The 13,327-nt window shown below is 62.7% G+C and carries 11 protein-coding genes; 5 read left to right on the top strand and 6 right to left on the bottom strand.

Annotated features, from left to right (window positions below; genetic code table 11):
- Positions 1-496 precede the first annotated feature (496 nt).
- Positions 497-760 (bottom strand): 30S ribosomal protein S20, encoded by a 264-nt coding sequence (rpsT, locus tag RIdsm_RS26290; protein ID WP_057817575.1) that lies wholly within the window; start codon positions 758-760, stop codon positions 497-499.
- A gap of 334 nt (positions 761-1,094) precedes the next feature.
- On the opposite strand from rpsT, the gene RIdsm_RS26285 reads away from it, so the two are divergent.
- Positions 1,095-2,408 (top strand): serine hydroxymethyltransferase, encoded by a 1,314-nt coding sequence (locus tag RIdsm_RS26285; RefSeq protein ID WP_057817576.1) that lies wholly within the window; start codon positions 1,095-1,097, stop codon positions 2,406-2,408.
- Between the two features lie 35 nt (positions 2,409-2,443).
- Here RIdsm_RS26285 and RIdsm_RS26280 read toward each other — a convergent pair whose 3' ends face one another.
- A complete protein-coding gene (locus RIdsm_RS26280) occupies positions 2,444-3,220 on the bottom strand; it encodes an enoyl-CoA hydratase (protein WP_057817579.1) in 777 nt (258 codons plus the stop codon).
- Positions 3,221-3,284: 64 nt separating this feature from the next.
- Entirely contained in the window at positions 3,285-4,136 is an 852-nt protein-coding gene (mutM, locus tag RIdsm_RS26275) for a bifunctional DNA-formamidopyrimidine glycosylase/DNA-(apurinic or apyrimidinic site) lyase (protein ID WP_057817581.1), read from the bottom strand.
- A gap of 97 nt (positions 4,137-4,233) precedes the next feature.
- On the opposite strand from mutM, the gene ubiE reads away from it, so the two are divergent.
- The 4 genes from ubiE (at position 4,234) to RIdsm_RS26255 (ending at position 9,471) form a co-directional block, all read left to right on the top strand.
- Positions 4,234-4,977: a bifunctional demethylmenaquinone methyltransferase/2-methoxy-6-polyprenyl-1,4-benzoquinol methylase UbiE gene (gene ubiE / locus RIdsm_RS26270; RefSeq protein ID WP_057817582.1), complete on the top strand. Its 744-nt coding sequence runs from the start codon at positions 4,234-4,236 to the stop codon at positions 4,975-4,977.
- A gap of 3 nt (positions 4,978-4,980) precedes the next feature.
- Positions 4,981-6,513, top strand: a complete 1,533-nt coding sequence (gene ubiB, locus RIdsm_RS26265; RefSeq protein WP_057817584.1) for a 2-polyprenylphenol 6-hydroxylase — start codon at positions 4,981-4,983, stop codon at positions 6,511-6,513.
- Positions 6,514-6,676: 163 nt separating this feature from the next.
- Complete coding sequence (locus tag RIdsm_RS26260) at positions 6,677-8,785, top strand: YjbH domain-containing protein (protein ID WP_057817586.1); 2,109 nt, start codon at positions 6,677-6,679, stop codon at positions 8,783-8,785.
- Complete coding sequence (locus RIdsm_RS26255) at positions 8,782-9,471, top strand: YjbF family lipoprotein (protein WP_057817588.1); 690 nt, start codon at positions 8,782-8,784, stop codon at positions 9,469-9,471. The genes RIdsm_RS26260 and RIdsm_RS26255 overlap by 4 nt, the downstream gene beginning before the upstream one ends.
- A 103-nt stretch (positions 9,472-9,574) precedes the next feature.
- Here the strand turns inward: RIdsm_RS26255 and RIdsm_RS26250 are convergent, their stop codons facing one another.
- The 3 genes from RIdsm_RS26250 to RIdsm_RS26240 form a co-directional block, all read right to left on the bottom strand.
- The gene (locus RIdsm_RS26250; RefSeq protein WP_057817590.1) at positions 9,575-9,820 is read right to left on the bottom strand and encodes a hypothetical protein; all 246 of its coding nucleotides are present in this window, start codon (positions 9,818-9,820) and stop codon (positions 9,575-9,577) included.
- A gap of 176 nt (positions 9,821-9,996) precedes the next feature.
- Positions 9,997-10,599, bottom strand: a complete 603-nt coding sequence (locus RIdsm_RS26245) for a flagellar hook capping FlgD N-terminal domain-containing protein (protein WP_057817592.1) — start codon at positions 10,597-10,599, stop codon at positions 9,997-9,999.
- Positions 10,600-10,692: 93 nt separating this feature from the next.
- Entirely contained in the window at positions 10,693-13,167 is a 2,475-nt protein-coding gene (locus tag RIdsm_RS26240) for a flagellar hook-length control protein FliK (RefSeq protein WP_160325863.1), read from the bottom strand.
- Between the last annotated feature and the right edge of the window lie 160 nt (positions 13,168-13,327).

Here is a 13,327-nt window from a genome sequence, read left to right as displayed (position 1 = left end):
CTGTCCCCATTCCGCGACTTTTGCTTTTGCACTTCGCCGGCGCACCGCTCTGCACGCCGTCGACGATCTCGCCGGGGACCCGATGAAAACACTTTTCCTGTCCCGTCGCACGGAGCAACGGGCGGAAATGCCCATCTTCGGACCTGTCAGGTGCCGCGTTTACATGATAAACTGAACGTCGCTCTATGACCCCCATACGCGGGTCGTTCAGATCATGTCGCGCACACGCACTCTTGGGTTTGGCCAGTCGTCAGAAACGACAGTTTTGCACCGACGGCTTTAGCAGTTCAGCCTTGCAGTGCAGCAGTGGCAGCCTATCCCCCCTAGCGGAATCGCCCTGCAAAATTAGCAACAGCCTCACAGCGGCGGCAACTTATCTTCGCGCTTGACACTCCCTTTGGCCGAAAAGAATCTGTCACATTCCCGGAGGGCCAAAAATACAAAAGGCGCCCACCTTTCGGGGCGCCTTAAGAGTCAACGGCTTAGGGTCGCGGGCTTAGCCAAGCGCCTTCACGCGCGACGACAGTCGCGACATTTTCCGCGAAGCTGTGTTCTTGTGAAAGACGCCTTTGCTGACGCCGCGCATCAGCTCGGGTTGAGCGGCGCGCAGGGCGGCCATTGCGGCATCCTTGTCGCCCGAAGCAATCGCTTCTTCGACTTTGCGGAGATAGGTGCGGATACGCGAGCGGCGTGCCTTGTTGACGGCCAGGCGGCTCGTGTTCTGGCGGGCGCGTTTCTTGGACTGCGGTGTGTTAGCCATGTTTTTCAGACCTTTATTCGGGTTTTCAGTGTTTCGATAGCACGTGGGCAAACCCGAACCGGCAGGTCATAACCGGGATGATTCTGGCCAGAGCGGGCCGCACGCGCATGTATGACGCGGGCGTATACCGCAGATTGGCCAGATTGCAAACCGCTAAGTTCCGACCGCCCGGGCCGATTCCCGATGCCTCGGATCGCGCTGTTGATCCCGACCCGCGCAGGTTGAATTTCATGAACCTGTTACGCAATGGACACAAACGCGCGACTCACCGGAACACACTTGCCGCCTGCCCGGGGCGCCGCCATGATCCGCCGGAAACCAAAGGAGAGATGGCATGAATCTGGCCAGACGGGCATGGGTTCCCGAGACATGCGAAGCACGCTTTCAGGACATCGCGGCACAGGTCGCCAAGGAGGGCGCCGCGGCGCTGCTCGACCGCTTGGAAAGCCTCGCCGGAAAGAACCGCGATATCCACGAACGTGAATGCTTCAACCTCAACCCCGCGACCAACGTGATGAACCCGCGGGCAGAGGCGCTGCTGTCTTCCGGCATCGGGTCGCGCCCGTCGTTGGGCTATCCCGGCGACAAGTACGAGATGGGCCTGGAAGCCATAGAGGAGATCGAAGTCATCGCCGCCGAGCTGTGCGCCGAGATCTTCGATGCGCATTTCGCCGAGATCCGCGTGCCCTCCGGAGCGCTCGCCAACCTTTATGCGTTCATGGCCACCTGCGAACCGGGCGACACCATCATCGCCCCTCCCGCAACCATCGGCGGGCATGTCACGCACCACGGGGCCGGATGCGCCGGGCTCTTTGGTCTGAAGACCGTTCCCGCCCCTGTCGATGCCGACGGCTACACGCTCGATGTGGCCGCCCTGCACGATCTGGCGCGGCAGGAACGGCCGAGGCTCATCACCGTTGGCGGCAGCCTGAACCTGTTCGAACACCCGGTCGCGGAAGTGCGTGCCATTGCCGATGACGTAGGCGCCAAACTGATGTTCGACGCGGCCCACCAATGCGGGATCATCGCCGGCAAGGCATGGAAGAACCCGCTTGCCGAGGGCGCGCACCTGATGACCATGAGCACATACAAAAGCCTCGGCGGCCCCGCCGGCGGGCTGATCGTCACCAACGAGGCCGATTTGGCCGAACGGCTTGACGCCATCGCCTTCCCCGGCATGACGGCAAATTTCGACGCGGCCAAGTCGGCGGCCCTTGCGGTCACCATGCTCGACTGGCGGGAACATGGCGCGGCCTATGCAACGGCGATGATCGAAACCGCCCGCGCCCTCGCCGAGGCGCTCGATACGGCGGGCCTGACGGTTTTCGCAAAGGGGCGCGGGTTCACCCGCTCGCACCAGTTCGCCATCGAGGCAGCCGAGTTCGGCGGCGGGCAGGCCGCGTCAAAGACTCTGCGGCGCGCCGGCTTTCTCGCCTGCGGCATCGGCCTGCCGCTGCCCGAGGTGGATGGTGACATGAACGGGCTGCGGATCGGTACGCCGGAACTGGTGCGATGGGGTGTTGGGCCGGAACATGCAGCCGAGTTGGCTGCGCTGATCTTCGAAGGCCTGACAGGCGAACCCGAGGCCGTCGCGCCCCGAACGCGCGCCCTGCGCGAGCGCTTTGATCACCTGCACTATATCGTCTGACGAAACCGGGGGCCTCGGCCCCCGGCTCCGTAACATCATTTGTCGCGGAACTGCGCCTCGCGCTTTTCCATGAAGGCCGACATGCCTTCCTTCTGGTCCTCGGTCGCGAACAGCGAATGGAAGACCCGGCGCTCGAACAGAAGCCCTTCGCGCAGCGGCACCTCGTAGGAGCGGTTCACCGACTCCTTCACCGCCATCACCGCGATCTGCGATTTCTCGGCGATCTTGGTCGCCGCCGCTAGCGCCTCGTCCTTCAGCTTCTTGGCCGGCACGACACGCGACACCAGCCCCGAGCGCTCAGCCTCTTCGGCATCCATGAAGCGGCCAGTCAGGTTCATGTCCATCGCCTTCGACTTGCCGATGAACCGCGTCAGCCGCTGAGACCCGCCAAGGCCCGCCATGACGCCGAGGTTGATTTCGGGCTGGCCGAACTTGGCGGTGTCTGCCGCGATGATGAAATCGCACATCATCGCAAGCTCGCATCCGCCGCCCAGCGCATAGCCACCGACGGCCGCGATGATCGGCTTGCGAACGCTCTGGATCATGTCCGGTTCCGGGCCGAAGAGGTCTTCGGAGAACACGTCGACGAAGGATTTCTCGCTCATCATCTTGATGTCGGCCCCGGCCGCGAAGGCCTTGTCCGACCCGGTGAGAACGATACAGCGCACCTTGTCGTTCTTCTGGCATTCCCGCAGCGCCGTCGACAGCTCCTTCAGAAGCTGGTCGTTCAAGGCATTGAGGGCATCCGGGCGATTGAGGGTGACTAGGGCGACGTGGTCTTCTACTTCGACGATGATCGTCTCATAGGCCATGAAATCTGCTTTCGCTTGTTTCGGTCAAAGACGATTCCTTATCAATTTGGCGCGTCGGTTCAACCTATCTTTGACAGCGGGCGCAATAGAAGGACGACCTACCGGATTGTACGATACGGCGCACTTGCCCTTCGCAACCCGGCGTTCGGCAGGCCTGCCCTTCGCGGTCGTAAACGTCGAAACTGTGTTGAAAATAACCGAGTTCACCATCCGCCCGCCGGTAATCGCGAAGGGAGGAGCCGCCGGCGGCGATGGCATCCGTCAGCACGTCGCGAATGATCGGCACCAGCCCTGCAATCCGCGCCGCAGATATCGCCCCGGCCCGGCGTTTGGGGGAGATCCGGGCCCGGTAAAGTGCCTCGCAGACATAGATATTGCCCAAACCGGCCACGATTCGCTGGTCCAGAAGCGCCGACTTGATCGGCGTGTTCCGCCCCTTCAGCGCCGCCACGAGGTGCGCCTCGTGAAAGGCGTTGCCCAAGGGCTCAGGCCCCAGTTTCTGCAATAGCGGATGCTGGTCGGCAATCGGCGTGGCGATCAGGTCCATCGCGCCGAACCGGCGCGGGTCGTTGAAGGTGATCCGCGCGCCGTTCTCCATGTGAAACACCACGTGGTCATGCTTCTCCGGCGCCGGATGGTCATGCACGAACTGCCCCAACGGATCGCCCGAAATCAGGATGCGCCCCGACATGCCCAAGTGAATCAGCAAGGTCTCGTCCGACGACAGGTCAGCCAGGATGTATTTCGACCGCCTGCGCAGGTTCAGAACCCGCTGCCCCGACAGCCGCTCGGCCATCCGCTCTGGAAACGGCCAGCGCAGATCGGGCCTGTTCACATCGGCCCGAGCGATCACCGCCCCTTCCATCGCGGGCAAAAGGCCGCGGCGAACGGTCTCAACCTCTGGCAATTCGGGCATTATTCCCCCTTCCACACCAACAGGGCGCATTGTAACCGACCCCGGGCGCCCTATAAGAAGGTCGGTGACCTCAAACGGCAAGGGCCGGAAAACCAAGATGACCGAGAAAACCACCCATTTCGGGTTTCAGGACATCCCCGAGGACGAGAAGGCCGGCCGCGTGCGGGGCGTCTTCGGCTCGGTCGCGTCGAAATACGACGTGATGAACGACGCGATGAGCTTTGGCATCCACAGGGTCTGGAAAGACGCGATGATGGACTGGCTGGCGCCGCGGCCCGGCCAACGCCTGCTCGACGTGGCGGGGGGTACCGGCGACATCTCCTTCCGTTTCCTCAAGCGTGCAGGCCACGGCCATGCCACCGTGCTGGACCTGACCGAACCGATGCTGGTGGAGGGCCGCAAACGGGCCGAGGCGGAAAGTCTTGGCGACAGCCTTGACTGGGTGGTGGGCGACGCGATGGCGCTGCCCTTCGCCGAAAACACGTTCGACGTATACACGATCAGCTTCGGCATAAGAAACGTCACCCGCCCGCAGGACGCCCTGAACGAGGCCTTCCGCGTGCTCAAGCCCGGCGGGCGGCTGATGGTGCTGGAGTTCAGCCAGATCCCCAATGACCTGATGCAAAAGGTCTATGATCTCTATTCCTTCAACATCATCCCGCGCATGGGGCAGGCCATCGCCAATGATCGCGACAGCTATCAGTATCTCGTCGAATCGATCCGTCGCTTCCCGGATCAGGAGACTTTCCTGCAAATGGTCCGCAACGCCGGGTTCGAGAACGCCAAGTACCGCAACCTGACGATGGGCGTTGCCTGTCTGCATTCGGGCTGGAAGATCTAGCCGATGCGGGGGCCGCATAACCTTCTGCGCCTGATCCGGACGGGCGCCACGCTGGAGCGCGCCGGCGCCATGGGCCTGATCATGGATGCGATGGATGCGCCGCCGCTGGTGCGGGCCACGATGCGCTTTCTCGCCTGGCCCTTTCAATGGCTCGGCTACCGGGGTGACCCCTCGATGCCGCCCGCCCTGCGCGCCCTGACGGCGCTGGGCCCCGCATATATCAAGTTCGGGCAGGTATTCTCCACCCGGCCCGATATCGTTGGCGAAGACCTCGCCAACGAGTTGCGCATTCTCCAGGACAAGCTGCCGCCCTTTCCGGTGTCCGTCGCCAAGCAGAGCGTCGAACGGGAGCTGGGCCGCCCGGTCGATGAAATCTTCATGGAGTTCAGCGAACCGGTCGCCGCCGCATCGATCGCGCAGGTCCACAAGGCACGGCTCAACAACACCGGGGAAGAAGTCGCCGTAAAGGTCCTCCGCCCGAAGATCGAAAAGGCCTTCCGCAAGGATATCGACGCCTTCTATTTCGCCGCCCACATGATCGAGTTTCTTTCTCCGGCCTCTCGCCGCCTTCGCCCCACAGAGGTGATCGCCCATTTCGAGGGTGTGGTGCTTGGCGAGCTGGACCTCCGGCTCGAATCCTCCTCCGCGTCGGAATTCAAGGCCAACACCGCCGGTGACCCCGGCTTCGAACTGCCCGACATCAAGTGGGACCTGTCGAGCCGCCGGGTGATGACGATGGGCTGGGCCATGGGCGTGCCTCTCGGCGACAACGCCGCGCTCGATGCGGCGGGTCATGACCGTGTCGTTCTGGGCGAGCGGGTGCTGCAGCTGTTCCTGAACCACGCCCTGCGCGACGGCTATTTTCACGGCGACATGCACCAGGGCAACCTCAAGGTCGCCCCGAACGGCGATATCATCGCCTATGATTTCGGTATCATGGGCCACATCGACGAGTATACCCGCAAGGTCTATGCCGAGATCCTCTACGGTTTCATCCGCCGCGACTATCAGCGCGTTGCCGAGGTGCACTTCGAAGCAGGTTACGTGCCGGCCGACCGCGACGTCACCGAGTTCGCCCGCGCCCTGCGCGCGGTGGGCGAGCCGATCTTCGGGATGGACGCCAGCAAGATCTCGATGGGTGGTTTGCTCAGCTATCTCTTCGAGGTGACCGAACGTTTCGGCATGGAAACCAGGACAGAGCTGATTCTGCTGCAGCGCACGATGGTCGTGGTCGAGGGCGTCGCACGCTCGCTCAACCCACAGATCAACATCTGGCAGGTCGCCCGGCCCGTGGTCGAGGATTACATCCGCAAGAATGTCGGCCCCCGCGCAGCGTTGCGGGATCTGTCACGCACGGTGGCCGTGCTCGGCCGATACGGCCCGCGTCTGCCACAAATCGTCGAAGCCGCGCTTGTCCGCCAATCGCAGACGGCAAAACCGCCGGAACGCCCCTCGCGTCTGCTCTACCTCGCATGGGCCGCAACCGGTTTCGCAGCAGGTGCGATTGCCGTTCTCCTTGCCGTGGAACTGCTTTGAGTGACACCGTCGCCGCATTTGCTCGCAACCTTTCGCCACAGGCAGAAAAACCGCCATTGTTTCGTTGTTGCCGGCAGCACGTTTCGTTAGAGTGGCTCAGAGCGAACACGATATCTTGTTGGGGAAGCTGCGCGTGATCCGGAAACACCTTATTTCTGCGACCATGTTTGCGGCTTTTCTTGTGCCCGGCGCCGCACTGTCGGACAGCCTGACAACGACGCAAACCAACAACTACGGTGTGCCCAGCGGCCTGATCGACATGCCGACCGCCGAGATGGCGCCGGATGCCGAATTCTCGATCACGGTGTCGCACTTTCCCGGCTATACCAAGAACACCGCGACCTTCCAGATCCTGCCCTGGCTGACGGGCAGCTTCCGGTATTCGGGGGTCGATGGTCTCTCGCCGGCGTTCAAGATCTACTATGACCGCAGCTTCGACGTGCGTATCCGCCTGCTTGAGGAAACCGACTACCTGCCGGCCATTGCTGTCGGCCTTCAGGATTTTCTCGGCACCGGGGTTCTGTCGAGCGAGTACATTGTCGCCACCAAGCAGATCAACAACCGCCTCCGTGTGACCGGCGGTATCGGCTGGGGCCGGCTTGGCAGCTACAACAGCTTCGCCAGCTGGCGCAATCGTGCTCCCTTCAGTTTCGCCGGCGTCGGCACGGGCGGCAACTTCCGCTTCTCCGACTATTTCAGCGGCCGGATGGCCTTTTTCGGCGGCCTGTCCTACGACATCACCGACAAGATCAGCGTGTCGGCCGAATACTCCTCGGACGCTTACGAGTTCGAAGAACAGCAAACGCGCAACCCTGCGGCCGGCATCAGCTTCAACCACAAATCCCCGTGGAACTTCGGCGTCTCCTATCGTCCGGCCGAGGGTGTGAACATGCGTCTCTACACGCTCGCCGGCTCGGAGATCGGCGCAAGCGTGTCGCTGTCGCTGAACGTCAGGAAGCCGGCCACACCCAGCGCCGAAAAGGCGCCGCTTCCCGTCGCCGTACGCGACCCCGCCTCCATCAACGACCTAGGCTGGACAGTCGACAAGGCGGTGCAGGAGAGAACATACAACGACTTCACGACCCTCCTCGCGCAGGAACAGATCGATCTTGTCGGCCTTGATATCACCGAACGCACCGCTCACGCGCTGATCGAAAACGACATCTATGTCGCCGACGCCCAGGCGCTTGGCCGCACGTTCCGGGTGCTCAGCCGCACGATGCCTGCCTCGGTCGAGATGTTCCACATCACGGTCACCCGCAACGGCATGCCGCTTAGCACCACGACGTTCCGCCGCAGCGACCTCGAGCGGCTGGAGAACGCGCCTGCCCGCGAAGCCCTGTCGGCGGCCGTCATCACCGACAGCCTTCAATTCGGCGACGTGCCGGGCCCGCTTCCCGGTTTGTACCCCAAGCTCGAGTGGAAGATCGCGCCGTTCATGCGGACCTACACGTTCGACCCGGACAAGCCGTTCCGGGCCGACCTGCGGCTGCGCGCTCGGGCCGACTGGCATCTCGGCAAAGGCTGGATCGTGAGCGGATCGACCTCGGTCAAGATTCTGGGCAACCTCGACAAGGTCACCCGCCGCAGCAACTCGATCATGCCGCATGTCCGGTCGAATTCGGCCCTCTACAATCCGAAGGTCGGGCCGACCATCGACCAGCTGACAATCGCGAAGTACTCCCGCCACGGGCCCAACGTGTATAGCCGGATCACTGCAGGCTACCTGGAAATGATGTATGCCGGCGTCTCGGGCGAGGTTCTCTGGAAGCCGGTCGACAGCCGCCTTGCCTTGGGCGCCGAGGTCAATTTCGTGCACCCGCGGGATTATGACCAGCTCTTCGGCCTGCGGACACGTCAGACACCAGGCGGCGTCATCCCCCGCTGGAATGGCCACGTCTCGGCCTATTACGATTTCCAGAACGGCTTCGACGCCACTGTCCATGCCGGCCGCTACCTCGCCGGCGACTGGGGTGCGACGCTGGAAGTCGCCCGCAGCTTCTCGAACGGTTGGCGCTTTGGCGCCTTCGCAACCAAGACCAACGTATCGGCGGCAACCTTCGGCGAGGGCTCCTTCGACAAGGGCATCTTCTTCTCGATCCCGGTGACCTGGCTTATCGGTCAACCGACACGTCAAACCTTCAGCGACACGATCCGCCCGCTTCAGCGTGACGGTGGCCAGCGGCTGGGCGTCGATGGCCGTCTCTACGGCGTCGTCAACGATGCGCACCGGCCAAGCGTGGCCGAAAGCTGGGGGAAATTCTGGAGATGACCATTTCCCGGCTCATGATCGGCCTCGCCCTCGTGGCAACGATGGGGCTTTCGGCCTGTACCAGCAGCAAATCGGACCTGACGGTAATTTCTGCCGGGAAACTGGTGAAGGATGCCTTCAACCCGCCCAAGCTCAAGATCGACCCGGCAAAGCTGTCGCGTACCGCCCGCAAGGCTCTGGCCAGCACTGGCCCCGACGAAGCGCTTGCGGCGATCCAGCTTCCGTCGGTGAAAGCTCAGGCAGTGTTGCGGATCATTGAAACGAACGGCGCCTACAGCACCTGGGCGGCCTGGGGAACGAATGACCGGCGCACAGTCACGACGAAAAACGGCATCATTACTGCAACCCGCTCTGTCCCGCCCGATCTCATGTCGGCCGATGTCGATGGCGTTCTCGCCCTGGTGCGTCGGCGCGAGGAAGGCACCGCGCTCTATGCGCAAAGATACCTCGACGGCAACCACCAGGTGGTCGAAGCCAAGACCAGCTGCGTCGTGACACGCGGCTACGACAAGTTCGTGGAATATGGGCAGGTAAGCGAGCCCGCCCTGCAAATGTTCTCAAGCTGCGTTGCCCAGGACCGGCAGTTCGTCGATCTGTTTCTGGTCAGCAACAGCGGCCGAATCCTGCAATCACGCCAGTGGGTCGGGCCGACCCTGGGATTCGCCACGTTCCAGCTTCTGAGATAGCAGACGCTATCGGAAACCCTCACCAATTGAACAAACGAAGAAAGCGGACCTGAATTTAGGCCCGCTTTCTAAATACTGTGATCGCGCTGTGCGTGAGCGGGGCTTAGTTCGCGCCCAGGCTGAACACGGCGCCAGCGTTCGAGCTCGAGCTCGAGGACGACGAGCTGTCATCGTTCAGAACGATAACTGCCGTAGCAGCAGCTGCGGCGCCACCGGCGATTGCGGCTTCGCTGTTGATCGTGTTGTCTTCACCGTCTTGCGTCGAAACGAACGGATCATTTGCAAAGGCGGGCATCGCGGTCGCGCCAGCGAGTGCTGCACCTGCGATCAGGGTCATGAATTTCGTCATAGCCATCTCCAAACTTCTGTCGAGGCTTTCGACCTCGTTGGTGAAACTTACGTTCAGGACCTAGATAATACAAGTCCAGCTGCCGATAAAGACCAATCTGAGCGTATCGGCGGGGTCATGCACAAATGCCACGCCAAAATCCCTGCTTCACGGCAATATTGGTGCATTTTTGCGCGTCATGTCCCGTCAAATGCCTGTTGAAGGCCCACGATATCGCCGGTTTCCACTTCCTGACCGCTGTCCATGACCAGGATCGGCCGGCCATTTTCGTTGCGGGCTTCCACGATTCGCGCGTGCACGAAGACCGGCGTCGACGCGATCAACTCTCCATCGGCGTAGGAGTCGACCGACAGCGCATAGGTTCCGGCCGGCAAGGACGCCCCTGCCGCCGTCTCCCCGGCCCACGCCAATTCCTGCCTAACCGGGTCTATGGGAAATCGCTGCAGTTCCGCGCCATTTCGATCACGCACCACCAGGCGGGCCTCGTCGGCCAAGTCGTCGGGCCGCGCCGTGATTGTCACCGGCCGGCCATCGAAATGCACCGGCATGTCGGCCCGTGCGGTCATGCCGACCCACCCGGCCAGCTGAGACACGCTCAAAGCGCCCATCTGTGCCCCAAGCGCCGTAAGCAGTTCATTCGTGCGCACCTGCTGCTCGACACTGGAGAACGTGGCGAGTTGGGTGGCGAATTCGGTCGAATCCACCGGGTTCAGCGGGTCCTGGTTCTCCATCTGGGCGGTGAGCATCTTCAGGAATGTCTCGAAATCCGAGCTGATCATGGCGTTGCCGGAACGCGGCGGACTGGCGGCGGCAAAACCACCCTGTGCGCCCGGTGTCCTAGGTTGCGACGGGATTTCCACGATATGTCCTTTCTATATCCGGAGGTCCATCCGGCCTGCACCGATCATCGGTTTGGTGGGGCCGGGTGATTGTTCCTGTTCCTGGACCAGATCGATCTCATCCGCATGGGCGGACCGATCGGGTGTCATCCGGTCACGGTCTCCGCCGCGTTCACCTTCGGGGTCACCGCCAAAGGAAAACGCGGCGCTGTCGTAACCCAGGTCCCGAAAGTCCTGCGCCAAGAGATCGGAGTGCCGGCGCAAAAGGTCGAGCGTCTCCGGTCTGTCCGCCAGAATACTGACCGTAATCCCGCTGTCCGAAGGGCTCAGCGTGATCCGAACCTTCCCAAGCTCGACGGGACTGAGATGAATGTCGAAGCTTCGCTCGGTGCTGGCCTGTATTGCCGCCGACACCTGAAGCACCTGCGGAGGCGTGGATTGACCAAGAGGGGTAGCCGCTTGCATCGGGGTCACCGGGCCGGATCGCACCTGCGCCGCCGCCTCGACGTGAGCTGGGGGAACGCTGTCGGCCGTCAATTCGGCGATTCTGCTGTCGGCCGCGGCCGGCGTTACAACCATACCGCCACCGGCGGGCATCGGCACACTCGCCTGCAAGGCAGGACCGACGCGGCCGGGAAGGGATGTCTGCGCTTCCACCCGATCCGGTAGTCGACGCCGCACCTCCGCGTCAGGACGCATCGGTTGCCGCCTTTCATCCGGCGAAGGCATCGCATCGCCTGGCCCAATTGGAACGTCGGCAGAGGGCTTCGCGAACACCAGCCGTTCGGCCGTACCAACCAGCGCCGCAACCTCTCGCGCCTTGCGGGCTTGGGAGGGCAACCCTGGCTCGATTTTTCCCAAAGGCGTTGGCGTCACAGTCCCCTGGGCCTCACGTGTCATCGGACCGTCGTGGCCTGGCGCAACAGCTGGTATGAGGGAAGAGCTGGCAGAACTCTCTGACCGCGCTGTTTGCGGCACCGAAATGGAGGCCGCCGTGACATCCGATTTCGGTGCGGCAAACCAGTTTTTTTCTGCCGATCCGGCTGCAACAGACTCTCTACTAGTGCGCGTGAGCCCATCCGACCATTCCGTCTGCAGAACACCCGGAACCGTTGTCCGTGCCGAGGATTGTTGGCGCGTGACCGGAATCCTGGCAAGCTGGTCAGGGGCTGGTGCCAATCTGGACGCAGGTTGATCAGGGCGCGGGCGGGCCTCTGTTATCTCCCTGTCGGAGTTAATCTGACCTGTCCCCGGGCTGGCCACTGCCTCGCAAACCGGGAATGCAGCGGCCGTGCCGAAGGAGGCCAGTTCCTTGCCAACGCCATGGGCCGAGCCCGCTGTCGGAACAGAGGTGCGGATCGCGCGTTCGGAATCCCTTGGAGCGGAAGGTTCGGCATCGGTATAAAGCACCGCCGTCTGGCGAGCGCCTTGTCCGTCCAGGTCGCCCGCCTTGATCGCCTGCCTCAAGCCGTCAGTACCCTTGGGCGTTGCAGAGCGACCCACGCCCGGATCGGTCTGCGCGGCCACGAGCGCTGGCATGCCAGGCTGTTTCGAGGCCGCGGTCATGGCGGTCACGTCAGAGACGGCCATCGACGTTCTGGCCAACCCTGGCCCTGCGTCCGGCGGCGGCCCGGCGGCGGGCGATTCCCTGACCGACAGGCGGGGTGACCCCTCAAAGCGATGCTCCAGCCCGATTTCTCGCGACCTGGCCGGAATAGAGCCTAATGCTCTGTCAGTCCGGAGTATCTCAGCTGGTTCGCCTTCGATCATACCCGGGAACGGTGATGCATCGGATCGATAGGATGCGGCAAGCGCCCTTTCGGGCTTGGGAGCCAAGAGTCCCGAATGTACCCTTGTCGTCACGGCGCCACCGTCCTGACGCAGCGCCATTGAAGGAGGAATCGAAATGCCTTGATGGGGGAAGACATCGTCAGCCGTCAGCTTTTCAGCGTCTCGGGTCCTCTGGTCGCTATCTCCCTCAGCCGCCTCAGCCGAAAGTTTGGCTCGGACAAGGTCATCCAGAACAACCCCTACCGGCGCGTTCATTTCGTCCGGCTGCGCGGTCGTCATCGGGTCAGGCAAACGGTCTTCCGGGTTCATGTTCCATGGCGTATCGGCATCTGCCGCAGGTACGGGCCTTTCGGGAAGCGCCACATCACGCGGCGCGTTTTCGATATCCGTTGGAACAGACGGCACCCAGCCGGCGAATCCGGCCGGCAGGCGATCGGGGCGACCCTGCGAAAACGCCCAGGCTCCGGCCCCACGTTCTTCGACGGCTGCTTCTTCCTCCAGATCAAGAAGTCCGCCCTGCATAGCGGTAGCATCGACCAATTCGTCGGATCCCTGGCCTTCAAACGCCTCCAGTTCGTCCGCGGTCACCTCCGATTCGGGTTCGGGCATCACCTCCTGATCCGGGGTCGCTTTCGACAGGACGCGACCCAAATCTCGATGGGGCGGCAGATCGGCAAGAACGTCGCGAAAGTCCTTTGTCGCCTGGCCCGTGACCATGCCGCCATTATCCTGAACCACGGCCCCGGCGCCCTCCGGACGGGGGGTGGTGGGACTTGAACCAGAGAGAAAGGACAACATTCGCTTGCTCCGGGATTTCTTCCGCGATCCGGGGATCATGGCAGGAGCCGGTTACCGAATGTTTACCGCTTATCCGCAA

The sequence above is a fragment of the Roseovarius indicus genome (assembly GCF_008728195.1).
Classification (GTDB): Bacteria; Pseudomonadota; Alphaproteobacteria; order Rhodobacterales; family Rhodobacteraceae; genus Roseovarius; species Roseovarius indicus.
The sequence above is the reverse complement of the archived record's forward strand: the minus strand, read 5'-3'. Positions and strand labels throughout refer to the sequence as shown.

Excerpts from the sequence above, each read along its gene's own strand:
- RIdsm_RS26260 (WP_057817586.1), top strand. The coding sequence starts at position 6,677 with ATGTTTGCGGCTTTTCTTGTGCCCGGCGCCGCACTGTCGGACAGCCTG.
- RIdsm_RS26245 (WP_057817592.1), bottom strand. The coding sequence starts at position 10,599 with ATGATCAGCTCGGATTTCGAGACATTCCTGAAGATGCTCACCGCCCAG.
- RIdsm_RS26250 (WP_057817590.1), bottom strand. The coding sequence starts at position 9,820 with ATGACGAAATTCATGACCCTGATCGCAGGTGCAGCACTCGCTGGCGCG.
- ubiB (WP_057817584.1), top strand. The coding sequence starts at position 4,981 with ATGCGGGGGCCGCATAACCTTCTGCGCCTGATCCGGACGGGCGCCACG.
- ubiE (WP_057817582.1), top strand. The coding sequence starts at position 4,234 with ATGACCGAGAAAACCACCCATTTCGGGTTTCAGGACATCCCCGAGGAC.
- mutM (WP_057817581.1), bottom strand. The coding sequence starts at position 4,136 with ATGCCCGAATTGCCAGAGGTTGAGACCGTTCGCCGCGGCCTTTTGCCC.
- rpsT (WP_057817575.1), bottom strand. The coding sequence starts at position 760 with ATGGCTAACACACCGCAGTCCAAGAAACGCGCCCGCCAGAACACGAGC.
- RIdsm_RS26255 (WP_057817588.1), top strand. The coding sequence starts at position 8,782 with ATGACCATTTCCCGGCTCATGATCGGCCTCGCCCTCGTGGCAACGATG.
- RIdsm_RS26285 (WP_057817576.1), top strand. The coding sequence starts at position 1,095 with ATGAATCTGGCCAGACGGGCATGGGTTCCCGAGACATGCGAAGCACGC.
- RIdsm_RS26280 (WP_057817579.1), bottom strand. The coding sequence starts at position 3,220 with ATGGCCTATGAGACGATCATCGTCGAAGTAGAAGACCACGTCGCCCTA.
- RIdsm_RS26240 (WP_160325863.1), bottom strand. The coding sequence starts at position 13,167 with ATGGTCACGGGCCAGGCGACAAAGGACTTTCGCGACGTTCTTGCCGAT.